Source organism: Cyanobacterium sp. uoEpiScrs1 (assembly GCF_947331815.1).
Classification (GTDB): Bacteria; Cyanobacteriota; Cyanobacteriia; order Cyanobacteriales; family Microcystaceae; genus Rippkaea.
The window spans coordinates 1289585-1309645 of record NZ_OX373462.1 but is presented as its reverse complement, the minus strand read 5'-3'; the positions used below and the strand labels follow the sequence as shown (position 1 = coordinate 1309645).

The 20061-nt window shown below is 33.6% G+C and carries 11 protein-coding genes and 1 pseudogene; 8 read left to right on the top strand and 4 right to left on the bottom strand.

All coding sequences use genetic code 11. The features are described from left to right. Nucleotides 1–573 precede the first annotated feature (573 nt). The 3 genes from OXU93_RS04585 to petE all read left to right on the top strand — a co-directional run bounded on the left by OXU93_RS04585 (nucleotide 574) and on the right by petE (nucleotide 3861). Entirely contained in the window at nucleotides 574–1770 is a 1197-nt protein-coding gene (locus OXU93_RS04585; RefSeq protein ID WP_267382755.1) for an anhydro-N-acetylmuramic acid kinase, read from the top strand. Between the two features lie 403 nt (nucleotides 1771–2173). After that, nucleotides 2174–3361 (top strand): aspartate aminotransferase, encoded by a 1188-nt coding sequence (locus OXU93_RS04580; RefSeq protein WP_267382753.1) that lies wholly within the window; start codon nucleotides 2174–2176, stop codon nucleotides 3359–3361. Between the two features lie 140 nt (nucleotides 3362–3501). Beyond that, complete coding sequence (gene petE / locus OXU93_RS04575) at nucleotides 3502–3861, top strand: plastocyanin (protein WP_267382751.1); 360 nt, start codon at nucleotides 3502–3504, stop codon at nucleotides 3859–3861. Nucleotides 3862–4058: 197 nt separating this feature from the next. On the opposite strand, the gene OXU93_RS04570 is transcribed toward petE, so the two are convergent. Then, nucleotides 4059–5273, bottom strand: coding sequence for a phosphoglycerate kinase (locus OXU93_RS04570; protein ID WP_267382749.1), 1215 nt, complete (start codon nucleotides 5271–5273; stop codon nucleotides 4059–4061). A gap of 197 nt (nucleotides 5274–5470) precedes the next feature. Here OXU93_RS04570 and OXU93_RS04565 point away from each other — a divergent pair. The 3 genes and pseudogenes from OXU93_RS04565 to OXU93_RS04555 all read left to right on the top strand — a co-directional run bounded on the left by OXU93_RS04565 (nucleotide 5471) and on the right by OXU93_RS04555 (nucleotide 9801). After that, nucleotides 5471–5884 (top strand): annotated as a pseudogene (locus tag OXU93_RS04565) (universal stress protein). Nucleotides 5885–6063: 179 nt separating this feature from the next. Beyond that, nucleotides 6064–7218, top strand: a complete 1155-nt coding sequence (locus tag OXU93_RS04560) for an iron-containing alcohol dehydrogenase family protein (protein ID WP_267382747.1) — start codon at nucleotides 6064–6066, stop codon at nucleotides 7216–7218. A gap of 1512 nt (nucleotides 7219–8730) precedes the next feature. Then, nucleotides 8731–9801, top strand: coding sequence for a potassium channel family protein (locus OXU93_RS04555; RefSeq protein ID WP_267382745.1), 1071 nt, complete (start codon nucleotides 8731–8733; stop codon nucleotides 9799–9801). 842 nt (nucleotides 9802–10643) lie between these two features. Here the strand turns inward: OXU93_RS04555 and OXU93_RS04550 are convergent. From OXU93_RS04550 to OXU93_RS04540, 3 genes are all read right to left on the bottom strand, one after another. Further along, a complete protein-coding gene (locus OXU93_RS04550) occupies nucleotides 10644–11147 on the bottom strand; it encodes a DNA recombination-mediator protein A (protein ID WP_267382743.1) in 504 nt (167 codons plus the stop codon). Nucleotides 11148–11826: 679 nt separating this feature from the next. Then, complete coding sequence (locus OXU93_RS04545; RefSeq protein ID WP_267382740.1) at nucleotides 11827–13029, bottom strand: NAD(P)/FAD-dependent oxidoreductase; 1203 nt, start codon at nucleotides 13027–13029, stop codon at nucleotides 11827–11829. 1876 nt (nucleotides 13030–14905) lie between these two features. Further along, nucleotides 14906–15592 carry a GUN4 domain-containing protein gene (locus OXU93_RS04540; protein WP_267382738.1) on the bottom strand — a complete coding sequence of 229 codons (687 nt, stop codon included), beginning with the start codon at nucleotides 15590–15592 and terminating at the stop codon, nucleotides 14906–14908. Nucleotides 15593–15847: 255 nt separating this feature from the next. Between OXU93_RS04540 and OXU93_RS04535 the strand changes: the two genes are divergently transcribed. Further along, nucleotides 15848–16831 (top strand): aspartate carbamoyltransferase catalytic subunit, encoded by a 984-nt coding sequence (locus OXU93_RS04535; protein WP_267382736.1) that lies wholly within the window; start codon nucleotides 15848–15850, stop codon nucleotides 16829–16831. A gap of 1111 nt (nucleotides 16832–17942) precedes the next feature. Continuing rightward, nucleotides 17943–18659, top strand: a complete 717-nt coding sequence (locus tag OXU93_RS04530) for a 4'-phosphopantetheinyl transferase family protein (RefSeq protein ID WP_267382733.1) — start codon at nucleotides 17943–17945, stop codon at nucleotides 18657–18659. Nucleotides 18660–20061: the final 1402 nt, after the last annotated feature.

Here is a 20061-nt window from a genome sequence, read left to right as displayed (position 1 = left end):
TTATTACAAATTAATCTCTTTATTGATTTTTGTTAAACTTATTTGAGTGTTTTAATTGTACACCTTAAGTATAGGTTAAATAAAAGTATTGGCAATAATATTCTTTGCCATAAAAAATAAACGTAATAGTCATAAACTATTTATGCACTAAAAGTAGCTTATGATAGGCATATCCTTGGTGTTATTCTATTGCTTATAAGATATAATAGGTTTTATAAAAATAAATTTTTAAGTCTAACAAATTAATTTTCTACAACAAAAGCCAGTTTATTTAATTCAAGTTTAATTTATAAATATAGAAATAAATATTTTAAAAAGTAGATCACCATATAATAATTAGTCATACTTTGGAATAAACCAAAGATTAAATTGAAGTTATTAAAGTTATTGATCTTAAATATATTAATAAACTAAATAAACTCTTGAAAGATTGTACATGTATAAGGCATATATAATATATAAAAAACATGATATACAGAGAGACTATAAATGGTCATCATGAACGATAAATACTATTAGATAACTAATTTTAAAAATAATTAACTTAATCTATTAAAAGTTGGGAGTAAAATAATGTATTGCATTGGTTTAATGAGTGGCACATCTGTAGATGGAATTGATGCTGCTTTAGTTGAAATTACCGGAACAGAGCTAGACTTGAAAACTAATTTACTTTCGGGAAAGGTTTATCCTTATCCTAAAGATCTCAAATCTAAAATAATAGAAGTCTGTGGAGGAAAACCAATTTCTATTGAAGAATTTGCTCAATTAGATGACGCAATTGCCTATTGTTTTGCCCAGGCAGCTAAAACGATTCAAGAAGGGCACCCTCAAGTGGAATTAATTGGATCTCATGGACAAACTGTTTTTCACCGGCCTCTTAAAGAAAGAAATAACAAAGAAACTGAATTAGGATATAGTATACAACTGGGGCGAGGGTCAGTTATAGCTAACTTGACAGGGGTTCCTACAGTCAGCAATTTTCGGGTTGCCGATATAGCCGTTGGAGGGCAGGGTGCACCCTTGGTGTCTAAGGTTGATGCCTATTTATTAAGCCATACCACTCGTCATCGCTGTGTTCAAAATATTGGGGGAATTGGAAATGTTACTTACCTCCCTCCCCATCAACAACTCCATTGGGAACAAGAAATTCGTGGGTGGGATACAGGACCGGGAAACATTTTAATTGACTTGGCTGTTCAAAAATTGACCGATGGCCGACAAAGCTACGACAATAATGGCCAATGGGCATCTCAGGGAATTCCCCATGAACTTTTAGTCCAACGATGGTTAAAACAAGAGTTTTTCCGACAACCGCCGCCTAAATCAACGGGACGAGAATTATTTGGTGCTGTTTATCTAGAACAATGTTGGCAAGACGCACAAATGTACTATCTCACAGATGAAGACTGGTTAGCCACCATAACAGAATTAACAGCCGCCTCAATTGCCGATAGTTATCATAGATTTATTGATCAACCTATTGATGAGATTCTATTGTGTGGTGGAGGAAATCGTAATCAATATTTAACCCAACGATTACAGAAGCACTTACTTAACTCTAAAATTTTGACCACTAACGATTTTGGTATGAATACAGACTTTAAAGAATCCATTGCTTTTAGTGTTTTAGCTTACTGGCGGTTTGTCTGTTGTATATCGGGGAACTTACCTCAAGTAACAGGTGCAAAGCATCCCATGCTATTAGGAGAAATTAATTTACCTATTAATCGAAAAAAAAACAATCTTAATTCTCAATCTTTGGGATAGAAAGTTAAAGTAGAGGTTATCATCATATAAATAATTATCCAAAAATAGGGTAATCAGAGAGAATAAATAGGTTTGATAAATTATTAATAGAGCCTAGATACTATAGTAACTGTTCAAAACAAGGTTGGATTGTTTCTGGTTGGATTGTTTCTGATTTGATTATCCAAAGACACTGGATCTTGAAAGGTTATCAACAGTATAGGGGGTTTTGAATTCTCTATTGTCTCGATAATATTACCCAATTATTTATTAGGTGGAATCAATCTTAGGGAGCATTACCCAAACCAACACCATTTATCGAGAAAACTGTAAAAGTGAGATATTGTCGATAGATAGATAGTTAAAATGACCTCATTAATGGGAGAATGAGAACCTGTGTATATTTTGCTAAGCTTCCGTAACGATGAGTGTCAATTGGATTCGCCGTGCCGATCGCTTAAAAGCTTTGCCCCCATACGTTTTTGCTCGTTTAGATGAACTAAAAGCACGGGCAACTGAACAAGGATTAGATTTAATTGACTTAGGAATGGGCAATCCTGATGGTTGTGCACCTCAACCTGTCATTAATGCAGCGATTACTTCTTTAGCTGAACCTCAAACCCATGGATATCCTCCTTTCGAAGGAACTGCTAGTTTCCGCCAATCTATTACAAACTGGTACCAAAAATGTTACAATGTGGATCTCGATCCCAGTTGTGAAGTACTGCCTTTAATTGGTTCTAAAGAAGGTTTAGCTCATTTAGCTTTAGCTTATGTGAACCCTGGCGATGTGGTATTAGTTCCTAGTCCTGCATATCCTGCTCATTTTCGCGGCCCGTTAATTGCTGGAGGCGAACTATACCAGCTCATGTTGTCAGTGCAACAAGATTGGTTGATCGATTTGACTAAGATCCCTGAAACCATAGCTCAACGAGCTAAACTAATTTATTTTAATTATCCTAATAATCCAACTACAGCAACCGCTCCAAGAGAATTCTTTGAGGAAATTGTTGACTGGGCTAGTCACTACGAAATTATTTTAGTCCATGATTTATGTTACGCAGAACTGGCTTTTGATGGTTATCAACCTACTAGTCTATTGGAGATACCAGAGGCTAAGAAAATTGGGGTCGAATTTCATACTCTTTCGAAGACTTACAACATGGCAGGATGGCGTGTAGGGTTTGTCGTAGGTAATGCCGACATTATTCAGGGACTACGAACCTTAAAAACTAATTTGGATTATGGAATCTTTTCTGCTGTTCAAACTGCGGCCCAGACAGCCTTACAACTGCCAGATATCTATATCAAACGTGTCCAAAAACGCTACCAAAAACGGCGAGATTTTTTGATTAATGGCTTAAGAAAATTGGGTTGGGAAATAACTCCTTCCAGGGCAACTATGTATCTTTGGGTTCCCTGTCCGTTAAGAACAAATTCAACAGATTTTGCTCTCGATGTGTTACAAAAAACAGGAATTGTATTTACTCCCGGTAATGCTTTTGGAGAAGGGGGTGAGGGGTATGTTCGTATTAGTTTAATCGCTGATTGTGATCGCCTAGAAGAGGCTTTACTCCGTCTTCAACGAGCAGGAATTTGTTACCAGCCATAAAGAGTAAACAGCAAAGTTTGAGACATTTGTCAAAAGACAAACTGTCAAAGTTGGTAGTCATATTCCAGTAAACATAGTAGAATGAGTGAAAAGCTAAACCGTTAAGGTCATTAAACTATTTACATTACAGGATTAACCGAATGTCAAAAAAATTAGGTTTATTTTTTGCTGCTGTTGTGCTTATCGTCTCTAGCTTCTTTTTAGCTGTTAGCCCTGTTTCTGCTGAAACTGTTACGGTAAAAATGGGTGCAGATAACGGAATGCTTGCGTTTCAACCTAAGCAAGTTAAAATCAGTGCTGGGGATACCGTTAAGTGGGTAAACAATAAACTACCTCCCCACAACGTTGTTTTTGATAAGGCAAGTGAGTACAATCATGAAGGACTTGTCTTTTCTCCTGGAGAATCTTTCGAAGCTACCTTTAATGAACCTGGAGAATATACTTACTGGTGTGAACCACATCGTGGTGCTGGCATGGTTGGTAAAATAATTGTCAAGTAGTTTTGACTCTAAATAGATTGGGAATTAGTTAATTATTTAGAAAAATCAAGCCCACGGATAGTATTAATTCGTGGGTATTATTACCGTTTCAAGTGTCTTTAAATAAGGAAGTTTTTCATACGACGAAAACCAAAATTCGCTATTCAATATTCATCATTATTGCCAATAACTCAATTCTACCGATTTATGAAAATAAACTAAGCCAAAAATAAAGCTTCATCTAAAGCAGTAATACCGGGTAAGTTTTTACCTTCTAAAAACTCTAGACTTGCACCACCGCCAGTAGAAATGTGACTCATTCTTTCAGCAACTCCAATTTTTTCTACCGCAGCAACAGAGTCGCCGCCCCCAATAATCGTAGTGGTTCCAGTTTCAGTTAAATTAGCTAAAGTTTTAGCTATTGCTTCGGTTCCAACAGAAAATTTATCAAATTCAAAAACCCCCATAGGTCCATTCCAAATCACTACTTTACAATCAGCTAAAGCCTCTTGGAATGACTTGATGGAATCAGGTCCGATATCTAACCCCATCCAACCATCTTCAATTCTATCAATGCTAACAGTTTTATCATTAGCATTTGAAGCGAAACTATCAGCTAAAACCACATCAGAAGGTAATAAAAAATCTACACCTTTTTCTTTAGCCTTAGCTTCGAGCAATTTAGCTGATTCTAGTTCATCATCTTCGACTAAAGACTTGCCGACTCCCAAACCCCGAGCTTTGTAAAAGGTAAAAATCATTCCCCCTCCAATGAGCAACTTATCACATTTTTCTAACAGGGTTTCAATTACTCCGATTTTGTCAGAGATTTTAGAACCGCCGATAATTGCTGCTAAGGGGCGTTGAGGTTTTTTAAATGCTGCTTGAAGGTAATTAAGTTCCTTCTCAATTAAATAGCCCGCAACACAGGGGCTAAGGTAATGAGTAACCCCCTCTGTGGAAGCATGAGCGCGGTGAGCAGTTCCAAAAGCATCGTTAACGTATAATTCTGCATTAGAAGCCAATTTTCTGGCAAACTCTGGGTCATTTTCTTCTTCCTCTGCATGAAAACGGAGGTTTTCGAGTAAAGCAACTTGACCGCTTTTGAGCTTACTAAGCTCAAAAGCTACAGACTCCCCCACACAGTCGTGACATACTACTATTTCTTGTTTTAATAATTCAGATAAAAGTTCTGCGACAGGGGTAAGACGCATACTATTCATAACTCTACCATTGGGGCGACCCATGTGACTACAGAGAATTACCTTAGCCCCTTTTTCTATTAAATCCTTGATAGTTGGTAGGGCGGCTTGAATTCGAGTACCATCAACAATGGTCTTTCCATCGAGGGGAACATTAAAATCAACGCGCACTAAAACCCTTCTCCCAGCTACTTCGTCCAACGATAAGTCTGAAATAGTCTTTTTAGACATGCTCAATCCCCTTAATAATTGTTTGGTAATTCAAAAAAGATTATCATTGATATTAACTAAAATAATGACTCGAAATTTTTCTTTCCTCGAGATTGATATCGAATAATTCCTAAAATAATAGGAGTACAATCAAGAAATCGGGCAATATTTGATGTTACTGATTAACTTGGGATGTATGTACAGGAGATAGATAAGTCATGTTTACTACCGTTTTATTCCCTGTGGATCAAAGTCGGGAGACTCGCGAGGCTGTGTAAACTGTAGCTAATATTGTAAAAACTTACAATAGTCGTCTCGTATTACTATCAATCGTAGAAGAACCATCGGCAGAACAAAAAAATGAGCAAAGAAGGATTATGGAAGTTGCCAATGCAGTAGCAAAATTATTGCAAGGGGCTCAGACACTTTTTGCTAACAAAGGAATTGAGGCAGATATTCTTGAACGGGAAGGAATACCCTCATTTGCCATCTGCGACGTGGCTGACGAGATTAACGCAGATTTAATCGTTATGGGGTGTCAAGGATTGGGTTTAACAATGGAAGGCACATCTGAAAGCGTTACTAACCGTGTAATCAACCTATCCCCTTGTCCAGTGTTGATTATTCCCTAATCTTCAGTAAGACATAAAGTTAAAAATTTTCTCTTGTTTAGTCCTCTTTCTCTCCTCGACTTTCCTCTAAATTTAGGAGAGATCTATATTTTTGAGTTAGAGTGTGATTAACTTAATCGATTTGCTCAGTTAAATCATTAAGTGTATTCACTTTAATAAAACTAAATTAATTAGTAGCAATGCCCTCAGAAACATCTACTATCCATTCTTGTGTATCTACAACCTTGGCCCCTTTATTAGTTTCCCCTAGTCAAATACTCAAGGGAGAAAGGATTCTATCTCAAGCTCGCAATGTAATCGCTAGTTTTGGCCGACGTCCTTTGCTTATTGGGGGACAACAAACTCTCAAAGTAATTTCTCCTCATTTTGACCCTATTTTTAGCAAATGTAAATTAAACCCAGCATATAGTGTCTACCTACCAGACTGTTCAGAAAGCTCTTTAGATGCTCTTACAATAACATTTAAGGAACATCAGTCCGATTTTATCATCGGGGTTGGAGGGGGTAAAGCTCTCGATACAGCCAAATTACTCGCCCATAAACATCAGTTGCCCATTATTACTGTCCCCACTTCAGCCGCTACCTGTGCAGCGTGGACGGCTTTATCAAATATTTATTCCAATGAGGGAGTATTTCAATACGACGTTCCATTATTGAGATGCCCTGATTTACTGATTTTAGATTACACTATTATCAAAACTGCCTCAGAACGGACTCTAGTGGCAGGAATAGGTGATGCAATCGCTAAATGGTATGAAGCTTCTGTCAGTAGTGGTAATTCTACTGCTACCCTTACTATTTCTGCCGTTCAACAAGCACGAGTATTGCGGGATCTACTATTTCAAAAATCAGTAGCTGCTCTGAAAAGTCCCGGAGAGGAAGTATGGAGAGAAGTAGTTGATGCTTGCGTGTTACTAGCCGGAGTGATTGGAGGGTTAGGTGGAGCTAATTGTCGCACTGTAGCTGCTCATGCAGTCCACAATGGATTAACACATATTGAGGCAGCTCATAGTATTTTACACGGGGAAAAAGTTGCCTATGGCATTCTAGTTCAATTACGTCTAGAGGAAATGATCCAAGGTAATCAATTGGCAATTGCCTCTCGACAACAATTGCTAAAATTCTATGAAGAAATCGGTCTACCAAAAACTTTAGAAGAATTAGGATTATCTAGGGTGACATTAGATGATTTGCGTCGAGTAGCAGAGATCATTTGTCGTCCTGAGTCAGACATTCATCGTCTTCCTTTTGATGTTTCATCTGAACAATTATTAGCAGCAATGATATCTACTACTAGCGATATTGTCTCTGACAGAATTTCCTCAAATATCTAGATTTTTTTCTACAGTATTTTGATTCGTCTCGGCTTCCGATTCACTAATAATCAGTTCTGTTTTCGACTGTACTTGATGTCATCTCTACTGTTTCATAGTATTCAAGTTAAAATTAGTCAAACACTTTCAAAAAACAATAAAACAAAGTCTACTTTTCTAGAAGAAACTGATTGTTTTATTGTAGTCATTGAAATCAGTTTAGTTGGTCTTTTGGTTGAGCTAATGGTATTGAGTTTAGATTATAAGAGATAAGCATAATTGATTTAATCTTGAATATCAAGGCCAATATATCAAATTTCATTGCAAAATAAGTGTGACAAATGTTATCTATTGGCTAAGCTAAAGCAAGTTATATAAAGTTTAAACTAAATTATATTGAATACAAAAATAGATAATTTTCCAAATATAATTATTGTTGACTCAGCTTGTAGTTTTTCTAAATAATCAAATATTTTATACTAATTATTTTTTATTTCAATGTATTTGACTGTCAGAAGTATCATGAGATGTATAAACTGAAAATAAATTATTAGGGTTTTAAAAAATAAATATTACAATCAGACAAAAAACAATTGGAGTAAGTATAAAATTATTTATTGAGTATTTTTCTGTTATTTTCTATTAAGAACTTTAACTATTAAATATAATTGTTTTTTATATATTTAGTCATAAAACACTAAATTTACTAAGATGATATCAAATTTTTACGAGACTAACACTCTGATTAAATTAATACTTTCGTCTTATCTATGTCCCTTTAAAAAGAAGAGTACATAATCAAAATACATTTATTCTTATCAATATCCTAGGTCAAAATTTAATTATTAAGTTTATTAATATACTTTTTGTCTTTATAGTCCAATAATTTCCATTTCTATCTAATCTTGACTCTTTTCATGATTTTACAACTTACCCTAATGTTTTTTTGAAAAAACTAATGATTTTGATGTACAGTTACTTAACTTTTTACTAAAAATAAATATGATTCAATTATTTGTGTCTGTTCATTATAAAAAAATTAAAATTTCAATAAAATAAAAAATAACAAGACCAATACATTTATAGTCTTAGTTAATTCCATATAATAGAAGTTTTAACTTTCTAGTTTATTCAGGCAAATATTTTAATAATATGTTACTTAATATAAACAAAATTAGGAAGGGCACTCATAATCTGATGTGGTTAAAAGATTAAAAATCAGTAATTTATCTTACTTTTATATTTTTTTGCAATACTTGTCATCCTTTTAAAGGATATGTTCTCAACCCTTAAAATAAAATGGTAAAATTGGTAAAGACAGATATCATAAATTAAACTTTAATAATTGTCAACTTATTAATAAAATTAGTCAAAATTTTTGAAGATAACTCAATCTTGATTTTCAATAAGTAAAGATAGTTCAAAAGAGCATACCTTAGAGACAAATTAATTATTTTAATTTTTAATTAAGCAACACACGTGTGATTTTAACAAGCAGGAATAAAATATGATAAATAATTAGGTAAAACAGCCATGACACTATACTCATTTCAAGATAAATATAGACGCTTACGAAAGGAGTTATTGTTTGGAGCCTTGGCGTTAGGAGGAGTATTTGGACTGGGAACCATTTGGTATTCATTAGTCGAACAGTGGTCTGTTATTGATTCAGCCTATATGACCATGATTACCTTATCTACAGTGGGATTCTCAGAAATTCACCCTCTTCAGGATCGCTCACGACTATTTACCATTGTTCTGATCTTGATGGGATTAATCACTATTGGTTATATTGTTAATCGTCTGACAGAAGCATTAATTCAAGGGTATTTTCAAGAAGGAATTAAACAACGACAGGAGAAACGCTTGATTGATACGCTAGAACATCATTGTATAGTCTGCGGTTATGGCCGTACCGCCCGTCAGGTCGCTGTGGAATTTACAGCAGAGGACGTTCCTTTTGTAATTATTGATTCACGTACTGAACAATTAGAAGAGGCTAAGCAACTAGGATACATAATAATTCAGGGGGACGCAACCCTTGATGAGTGTCTCATCAGTGCCAAAATTGATAAAGCTGCTTGTATTGTGTCAGCCTTAACATCTGATGCAGAAAATCTTTACACGGTCCTATCAGCAAAAACTCTAAATCCCAACATTAGGGCGATTGCTCGTGCTAGCACAGAGGAGGCTGTCCTCAAATTACAACGGGCTGGAGCCGATGCGGTGGTTTCTCCCTATATTACAGGAGGAAAACGCCTGGCAGCAGCTGCTTTGCGCCCCCAAGTGATGGACTTTGTGGATGGAATTTTAACGGGGACTGATCGCACATTCTACATGGAAGAATTCTTGCTTGATCCTCAATTTTGTCCCTGTGTGGGAAAAACCTTGAGTGAGGCTAGATTAAGAGTAAAATCAGGGGCATTAGTATTAGCAATTCGGCGGTCCGACGGAGGTCTTTTAGGCGGTCCAACAGGAGATACTCCTTTACTTGCTGGGGATTTATTGATTTGTATGGGAACTCCTGAACAATTGCGAGAACTCAATCAGATTTTAGGTCCAATTCGTCCTTTTCCCGCGTTGCGTCCCCCCAGACATCGATAATTAATATTTTTATATTAAAGATATTATTTCCTCCAAAGCTTACTATTCTTACTAGTTAGCAAACAAGTTAGAGTTTTTAGAATTTAAATTATTAACTTGTTCATGTTCTTTAATTTTATTTTTGGGATATCTTATAATCTTTTTAAAATCATATAAAGATAATATCCCCAGCCATTAACCTAAAAAATATTTAATCGCAAAATAAAACCATATTATGCTTCTGAACTTAGATAAAATTCTACATCTAAAATACAAAGTGTCATGGTTTTTCTTGATTTATTATTAAATAATTAATATTTTTCCGATCTTTCAGTGATAATGAACGTTTATTTACTTAGAATATTTTAAAATTTAGTAAATAGTTTAATAATCTTTAAGCAATTCAAAACTTTTCAATTCTTATCTGGGCTTCTATTTTGTTAACAAGTTAATGATAATCAAATCATATAACTTCCACAGTTTACCGCCTAATTTCGACACTAATTTTTAATAAAAGCTTTTACCTTTTTATCAAATTGATAAAAAGGTATAAAGTATGTTGAATAAACATATGATTCTAATGTAACAACTTACTTAATAGTGATCGCGATAATAATAGTTAAGATAATAATCCAAACTCTATGTTCGCATCCCCCCATCTAACTCTCTAGTAACGGGGTATTCTCTCTACACCACAATAAGGACCTCTTGTTTAAAGAGAGAGACTCCAAACACCTTCATGAACGACTTAGACATGGGATTCTTATCAGATGCTTGGTCCAAGCTTAACACTGAACAGAGTTGGGATATTGAGATATTTGGCAAAATATTGTGAGTCTCATATCAGAATAGTATTCTTTTGGTTAATCAAAATAGAATAATGTAACTAACTTACGCTGCCCTTCGGCCTCCTGACACGTTTGGATAAGAGTATGGCTATCATGAAAAGCAAAGCAAATCAACTGTTGGCAACGAGAGATAATCTCTAAATTACACAAAGAACTTGCCTGTCTCAAAGATAATCCGTCATTTTCCGGATTCTCTACTAAATGAATAACCTTCTGCAACTGATCACGGGACTCTTTAGGTTGGCGTTGAAGACTTTGGGGGAGAATAACCGTCAACAGGTTCGGGTCGGCTCTCATTGCTCCTTTTATAGCGGCTGCGTTAGTCCCTATAGCCCCGGATGTCATAAGACGATTACCTCCTAAAACTAGGGCATAGGTCATCATCTCAATCAATTGTTGATGAGTGATGGGAACGTGGCGCGAACCCAACAGGGCAATCCGTTTGGAACCTGTTTGTTGGATAGCGGCTAGCTCTTGCGCCAATATATCTAGGTTGGGAATCTCTATTGCTTTACTCAAAGATTCTATCTTAAGCTGAATGACCGCCTGTTATTCTAGCAAAACCTAACTTACTTGTGTCATCTATTTTGTAAATTTTTTCAAAAATTTCTTTATTTCCATAGAATTAAGCTTATTCCTTAAAGGGTTAATAAAAGTTTTTTGCCTACTTATAAAATTGGAAGTAGGCAAAGAATATAGATCTCGATAATGTTCAGGTTGCCAATAAAATTGAGGATATATAACCATTTGATAATTTTTTCGCCGGTAATGACTTAGCGCAGATAAAATAAACAAGATTTAAGTTCGTTGTAGATGTTCCACAACCCTGTCCAATGACTAATTACAATTCAAGGATCAAACTGTGCAATCATCAGCATCTGTATTGAGTATAAGTAAATAATCAAATCACTAATGTTATCTTTGGCAATTAAAAGAATAATAAATTTACTGCTTCATTTGAGGGAAGTATTCATATACTTTAGGTGAAGTCTGGACTACTCTGTCTAGAGAGTTCGGAGAAAGTTGATTCTGACAATCTAAATATCTAGTAATTTTACTAATCTATATATTTATATATATGGCTGAACAAATTAAGTACAGTTTACTTAATTTTATACTATCAATATTCAAGCAGATTCCATAATTTTAGTTAATCTGAAAATTTTATACTTTTAATTCTTTGACTCTTGTTTTCCGGCTAACTAATTAATTTAGTAATCTCTTCCATAAAAGGACGAATAGCCCAATTCAATCCTACATTGAATTGATGTTTAAAAGTGGGAAGACGATACAAATAAATTAACCGTCTAGTTAAATAAGCTAGTGGACCATCAAATTTTATTCCTAACCCATTGAGAGTGGCATTATCAACTCCTAAAGTTAACATCTCCCCTAATGCTTGGTAACGGAAAGATAATAAGGGACGTTGGGTAATAGACGCCCAAAGATTCCAAGCACAGTAGTAAGATTGTTGAAGGGCCGCTTGGGCTGTTCGGGGGACCTGTTGCCCAGTTATATCTTTAAAGTCAGCTAAGTCACCCAGCGCATAGATTTCAGGATGATCTATAACTTGTAATTCTGGGCTAACCGCAATCAACCCCTGTTCACTGTGTTTCAGAGGGAGTCCTTTTATCCAGCCTAACACTTGATTTCCCACAGTCAAAATTACTAAATCAACAGGAATAGTATCTGTTTTCCCTTTGCAGTGTAAGGATAGACTATTAGAATTAATTCTACTAACTTCTGTTTCTAAATCAATCCTCACTAGTCGTTTTTCTAAAGCATATTGAACAGCCTTACAGTTAAATTCTGATGAATTACTTAAGAGTTTTTTTCCCCGTTCCAATAAGCGAATTCTACCTATTCCTCCTAAACGGTCCGCAAGTTTACAAGCAAGTTCTACTCCACTAGCTCCACCGCCTACTACAGCGACACGTATTTTGTTAAATTTAGCGATTTCTAGAGCACGTAATCTTTCTTTAATACAATAGGCGTCTTGGAGACTACGAAAGGGAAGACCATAATTTTTTGATCCTAATATTTTATCCAAAGGAGTTTTTGTCCCCATTGCCAAGACTAATTTGTCGTAGGATAAGTCCTTACAATTGTCCAATTTTATACGTTTGGTTTCGATATTAATTGCAGTGACATAGCCTTGCTGGAAGTGAATTCTTGTATTGGCAAATAATTCTTCAAAACGAGGGGCAATTTCCCAAGATTGCATCTCACCAGTAATTAATTCATATAGTAGGGGGGTAAACAGAAAGTGATCATGTTGATCAATTAGGATTATTTCAGGAGAATGTCCATCTGTCCAAGGAAATTGATTTAGACGTAGGGCAGTATATAAACCACCAAAACCTCCCCCTAAAATACAAATACGTAATGGTTGCTCACTCATTATTGTGAGATTGTTTAAACTAAGCTCTACTATTTTTAATATAACCTAGTATGAGAAGTTAGAGGTTAGACTCAGTGATATCTCTTTAATAAAAAACCACGGTTTAGTTCCGTGGAGATCAAAATGGTTAAGAATAATCATGACATACAAATTACTTTTTTGCTACTTCAAGATATTAAGAAAATATTTAAAAACTTAAGTTAACTCAACTTATTATACATAATATCTTTTTCTTTATTTTATTTATAAATCTTCCTGAGTTTCAACAAATCTATTTGACTAATTTTAATTAATTATTCAAAGAACAACAAAACAAGAGAAATATTAACCAAATTTATTTAGCTGCGCCTATATTATGTTTTTAAGCTTAAAGGATACGACAAGAATACAACTAATACTCTCTAAGTTTAAAGATACTTAATTTGTAAAATTTGACTTAAATAGAGTTATAGATACCTAAAAATTTTGACTAAATTTACTTTTAGTAAAAATAGCAAAATAAATGATATAGAAAAGCATATAATATAAAGATATAAAAATAATATTCAATATCTTCTGGAATAAGAGCAAATTTTATTTGCTAAAAAATTAACAATAATATCTGTCAAGATATTATTGTTACTATCATAATTACTAATTGCAATCATATTTCTTAAAAAAGAGAACTAGGCTGAACTTTACCTATTGTTAAATATCTTGATTTCTAAACTTATGTATACAATATTATCTGTTAAGATTTTAAGAAACAAGTATTTGTCTATCCTAATATTATAGTTGTTTTGAACAAACTGTTTTAAAGTAGCATCAATGTAACTAAACATAGCTATTTATGTTTTATGTTAATTCACATAGATTGTTAACAATGCGAATTAACTATCTATCAAAATATTTAATTTAAGGAACTAAATTTTTTTACTTAAAATAAATAATAATCAAATATAGTAATTATTTATCCAATATCAACATTATCCTCCTTTTCTTTCAATCTAAACTTTCTAATACCCCATTTACATTCTTGTGAATGGGGTATCAAACTAGGGTTTGATCAAATTGTTTCTAATTTTTATTCAGGCTTAATATATAGTAAACTTTCTATTTTTATAAAAAGCCCAGCCAACCCGTATTTTTCAGAGGTCAGTAGGTCTTAGGTAACAGCATTAAGATACTTATTATCAAAATCACAAGCTAAAGTTATAGAGTCTCATGGAGCTGTCATTGCGTTTAAAGTACGGATTCTATCGTCTAAGTCTTGGGTTAAGAACCAGAATCATACGAATTGTTAGCTTATAGATTTTATGAGCGATAATAATCAATCTAGGCTAAAGCTAAATCATTTGTAATTTTATGTATTCCAGTCTTAAAATTAGCTAAGACTTTTGGGTCAGCTTTAGCAAGATTTGTTGAGTTCTTCGTTGCCATAGTTACGCTTCAGCAGTCTGAATTACGCTGTAGCAACACTTACTGTTCGATAGTAGTTCTCACATCTTCTTTCTCTTAGGAAAATTACATTTCAACCAAGGAATATCCATCGTTGGGGATATTCTTTTCTTGGGAGAGAATGCTGATAACATATCCATTGACACCAGGAGAGATTCAGATGAGTCTATTGTTTATCTTTAAGAATTACCATACCTCTGTACTAATTAGTTAGGGTAGTCTGTTGTAGGGTTTTAGTTTCTAGTTAAAAAAGCCATAACAATTTTAGTTTGTTGTTCCTCTAAGCCAGAGTCTATTCTTGACAAAAATATAACCAGAAAGTTGTTCAGAGATTTTTAAGGGATATGAACAAAACTATCTGCTATTAGCTATGATAATTTTCATTCCAAAATTGTTTAAACAAAATAGAGTTCTCTGTAGACTCCCAAAACTTTTGAGTCTATGTTTTATTTAACTTTTCTAGACTGGAATAAAAGTGAGTTAAGTCAGTATCATAAGTGTGTTTTCCTGAAAAAGTAGAAAAAACAAGTCTACACTCTACCATTCTTTTGGTTAAAGCTGTGTAATTCAGCCTTCCTCCAGTCACTTGGTATTCTGATCGAGGATTTGGGAGATGACCGATTGGAGCATCCAAATTATAGATTAAATTATATTTGAAGGCGATCCATTGACCGTCTTTACGCCATCCTACTCGCGCCCCAAAATCATCATAAAAATCACCAGCTATTAATTTTCCAGGTTGATTTCCAGTGTTAATGAAAATAGGAAATTGAACGCTAAAGCCAAATTTTCCTTGGGAATATTCTTTCCATAACCTATCAAGGGTTTTTAAGTCCCAACAAGCTAATTGAGCCACATCTTCATCAGACATCCATCCTTCTTCATCTCGGCTAACAGCCCTAAGTATTAGATAAGTACTGGTTTCGTTAGCCTCCTGCCATTGTTGTCTTTGTAAACGTTTTTGTAGAGGAGTATAGTCTACCCCTGTTTCTGGAGACGTTAAGAAACGGCTATTTGGTTTAATTTCAGTGTTATCCGCGGTGTTTTCGGATAACACTGGTGACAAGAATAAACAACTAAAAACTAAAGCCAACAGGAGTGTGGGGAAGCGATCTGTGATTATCATTTAGATGCTGACTATTGATAATTCTTTATAAGAAATGCAAAAGTAAGGCCGGACTTATGCCATTTTAGCTGTTTCGATTGCCAAAGTCCGTAGAGAATTAAAAAAAATTAATTATTAGCTGAAATCTATTGCAAGATTATTTTTGAGATAAATTGGTAGAGTTGGTGGAGCCGATACAGTAGCATGGTTATTGATCGGTTGCCCCTCGCAACTTAGTCAAAAATCACAACTTATTTAAATTAATGACTAACTGACATGAATTGGACCCGACATCATATTTTAGGTTTAGCTGATTGGACGACCGAAGAATACGATATCCTTATGCAAACTGCCTCTAGTTTCCGAGAAGTTTTATCCCGACGAACTAAAAAGGTTCCAGCCCTTCAAGGACAGGTGGTTACCAATATGTTTTTTGAACCTTCTACCCGTACACGCAGTAGTTTTGAACTAGCTGCCAAACGTCTTTCGGCAGATATCCTTAATTTTTCTCCTGGAAGTTCTTCTTTAACCAAAGGAGAGACTATTTTGGATACAGCTAAAACTTATCTGGCGATGGGGACAGATATTATAGTCGTTCGCCACAAACAAGCTGGTGTTCCTCAAATGATTGCAGCAGAAATGGACTTTCTAAAAACGGGGGTCTGTGTTCTTAATGGAGGAGATGGTCAACATGAACATCCTTCCCAAGGATTATTAGATTTATTTACTTTATGTTCTTCACTCGATCCTGATAATCCTAGAATAGAACTTTTAAAAGGCAAAAAAATTGCCATTGTAGGAGATATTTTACATTCACGGGTTGCTCGTTCTAATATTTGGAGTTTAACCAAGGCTGGGGCCCAGGTTTATTTAGCTGGACCTCCTACATTAGTTCCTCAATTTTTTCTCCATATGGTAACGGAATTAGAGAACGATCAATTATGTTTAAACTGGGACATTGAACCAGCCTTAATCGAAGCTGACTTCGTTATTACTTTACGTTTACAACAAGAACGAATGACAGATCATTTGTTACCCAGTCTACGGGAATATCATCAATGTTATGGCATTACCCGTGATCGTCTTAAACTATGTAAGTCTCAGGTCAAGGTTCTTCATCCTGGTCCAGTTAATCGAGGAGTAGAAATTAGTTCTGATTTAATGGAAGATCAAGAGTTTAGTCTAATTCAACAACAGGTTACAAACGGGATTGCTGTGCGAATGGCTTTACTATATTTGATTGGAACGCTAAATAGTTAATCGATTTTAAAATAATTCTGTATCAAATATTTATCCATAAATATTTAAATTATTGAAGATGACTCTTAAATTGTATGACTGATTAGAGAAACTCTAAAAATATAATCATTTATTTTTAAAATCTATCCCAATCAAGGTATTTTTATAGATGCTTAAAACAGAGTAATTAGGTGTTATATTCTTGATTTAAGAACACTTAAACTATATATCTAAGAAGCTTTTAAGCGTATTCATCAAACTTCAATTTATTAGTATACATATATATATTGTAATACATATATGTATACTAATAAAAAAAGATATGAAACCGATTTGGTTATTATATTATTAACTAATTATCTTATTTAACTCTTTAGTATCATAAAATCAGTACCAAGGGTTGAGACATGACTTTGCTGTGGTTTACGATACGGAGAACAATCTAATTAAGTTTATCACACCAAAAACTTTTGAATCGATTTATATCCTCATATGACTACTAACAGGCTGGAAAATAAATCAGAACAGTTACTTGATTTGACAGTGCTAAAATTTTATTTGTAGTTACAGTTAATTAATTAGAAAACAATAAAAAAATAACTTTTTCGTTATGTATAAAAGTTATGAATAATTATTTTGGACTGTAACAACAAAGTAGTAATCAACACAACTCATTTAACACAAGTGCAAGTAAATTATAGGAATATATAAACTATAATCTATTTTTTTACAAAACAAATTATAGTTTATATATTAATAATATGATGTAAAACAAAAAACTGTCAATATGTAATTCTATAGAATTAGATTAGTTGTCTTAATCAGTTGAAAGAAAGCTTTTAACAAAAAAGAGAAAAATTTATGAGCGATTTGACCCATAAATTAAGAATCATCTTCATGTTGGCATTTAACCTGATAATTTATCCTATCTTTTTGAAAAATTTTGGCATGCATATAACTCTCGAGCACGTTATGATTGAGAAGTAGGGATTAGATTAGCTATTGCTCGTCATCTAGTAGAACTACAAGAGCAAAAATAGAGGTCACCAGAAGATTAAGAAAAGGAAGTGTCTTCACCTTTTACTATTTAGTTGCTTAGATTGTTAGTTATAAAATTTATGATAAATATTTGATGTGGTTTAAGTCTCCCAATCGTCTAACTCTAAATTCATCGGATATCCACCTATGGAAACAACACCTAAAAGTTTCAGATTCAGAAGTGAATAGATACTTTGAGATACTTGATAGAGAAGAAAAAATTAAAGCTAAAAAGTTTTGTTTCGAAGAACACCAACGGCGCTTCATTGTAGCTAGAGGTGCTCTAAAAATAATCTTAAGTCGATACTTAAATATCCCTGCTTCAACAGTTGAATTTACTTATAGTTTACGGGGAAAACCAAAATTAACTAATAAATTAGGGGGGGATAAATTACAATTCAACCTTTCGCACTCCCACGAACTAGCAATTTATGGTGTAACCTACAACCATGTCATAGGAGTTGATCTTGAATATATTCGTTCCGTATCAGAAGCCAAGAAATTAGCCAAACGCTTTTTTTGCTCCCGAGAATATAATCATATTAGTCTTCTAACTCCTCCTACCCTAGAAAAAACATTTTTTAAACTTTGGACAGCTAAGGAAGCTTATCTAAAAGCTATAGGAGAAGGGATTGGGAGAGGACTTGATCAAGTAGAAGTTTCTCTTGACTCCTTTCCTAAATTTCTTAAGTTACCTAATAATCAGTCTCTGTTGAACTGGAATATATCCTTTTTAATACCGCACTCTAATTATCAAGGCGCAGTGGTTTTTCACACTAATAAATGGAAATTGAGTTATTGGACTGTTTAAGAAGATGGAAGAAATATTTAACCCTTTAGAATAATGCTCCCCATTCTCTTGATAGTTCTTACTATAAGAAACCTCATGTCAAACATTGTATTAATAGAAGCTGACGGACAATAAGGTCAAAAATTATAGCAGACTCTAGAGGTATTGATTTAGTTCAACATTAGCGTATTTACAAGGAAACACAAGCAATCAAATCTTATATGATCATCAATGTTGTAGCTTATACTCTTATTAATAAAGTCTAAAACAAGTCTTTGATAGTAAAAACGTACCTCTTGTCTGAAAAATAATTCGACTAATCTCCTTAATATCTATAGTTAAAGTAAACTTGACTAGACAGTAATAGTTTAAAAGTATAATAATCACTATGCTACTTTGAGAACTATCTGGGTTTATGGAACCTATTGCAAGAGCGATTTTGTTAAAGCCATATTTTTGTAGTAAAAGTATCGAAGGTAATTATGACCGATGGACGAGTTAGTCATTCAGCTTACTCCGTTCTATATCAAGGAAAAAATAACTGATATTTTTAAGAATTATTATAGTTCCATTAGTACGATTCTTTAGCAAGATTATTTTAGTAGTTTGATCTAATTCAGTTTAGTTAAAATTTGCTATAAAAATAGAACACGAAATGATAAGGTAACCATCTTAAATAAAGGTATTATAAAAAATAATTTTTCAAAAGTATTATAGCCTTCTAGAAGTTAAACAAAGAACCTGTATGTCAAAAAGATAAGGAATAATATACATGGTTTTAAATTTTCTTAGGTATTAATAATATTAGAGACTTTGATAAAAATCAATCAGGATAATTAATCTAGTTTTTTCATGAATTGATTATATTTCCCTTTTTGTAAAAAAAACACAATAACAATTTATATTTATTAAGTAAGATAAAAATATAAGTTTTCCTTTGGAATATGATTGAAAATATTAAAATTAATTAAGAAAGAAAAGAGCAAGCAACAGCTGTTTTGGTTTAGTCTCATTAGACATTGGAGACCGTTATCAGCACATAGACTAGGATAAATATATAACATTAGGATCGATAATTAGGTTAAAATCTCTATCCATCTATTATGTTATTTAACTTTATGGATCAATTAGCTCTAACTTTTCCTGTGAGATCGGCTAAAAAATTTATCGTTTTCATTGAAAACTATTCCGACTATGAATGCTATCGTAACAACGATACAAAAAAAATAAAAACTAAATTAGGATAGATTCATTAGATAGTCAAGATTGGCAGCAAACCATATTATATTATCTGAGTAATACCAGAAATATTCTCAAACAGTCTATAGAGATAAACAAACTTAGACACTATACACTGAAGTTTTTAATATATCTAGATAAGATATAGCCATATACTGGATCAACTCAAAACTGCGGATAATGA

Bases quoted from the DNA above. Each gene is read 5' to 3' on its own strand.
- OXU93_RS04585 (WP_267382755.1), top strand. From the start codon at position 574: ATGTATTGCATTGGTTTAATGAGTGGCACATCTGTAGATGGAATTGAT.
- OXU93_RS04580 (WP_267382753.1), top strand. From the start codon at position 2,174: ATGAGTGTCAATTGGATTCGCCGTGCCGATCGCTTAAAAGCTTTGCCC.
- petE (WP_267382751.1), top strand. From the start codon at position 3,502: ATGTCAAAAAAATTAGGTTTATTTTTTGCTGCTGTTGTGCTTATCGTC.
- OXU93_RS04570 (WP_267382749.1), bottom strand. From the start codon at position 5,273: ATGTCTAAAAAGACTATTTCAGACTTATCGTTGGACGAAGTAGCTGGG.
- OXU93_RS04560 (WP_267382747.1), top strand. From the start codon at position 6,064: ATGCCCTCAGAAACATCTACTATCCATTCTTGTGTATCTACAACCTTG.
- OXU93_RS04555 (WP_267382745.1), top strand. From the start codon at position 8,731: ATGACACTATACTCATTTCAAGATAAATATAGACGCTTACGAAAGGAG.
- OXU93_RS04545 (WP_267382740.1), bottom strand. From the start codon at position 13,029: ATGAGTGAGCAACCATTACGTATTTGTATTTTAGGGGGAGGTTTTGGT.
- OXU93_RS04540 (WP_267382738.1), bottom strand. From the start codon at position 15,592: ATGATAATCACAGATCGCTTCCCCACACTCCTGTTGGCTTTAGTTTTT.
- OXU93_RS04535 (WP_267382736.1), top strand. From the start codon at position 15,848: ATGAATTGGACCCGACATCATATTTTAGGTTTAGCTGATTGGACGACC.
- OXU93_RS04530 (WP_267382733.1), top strand. From the start codon at position 17,943: ATGTGGTTTAAGTCTCCCAATCGTCTAACTCTAAATTCATCGGATATC.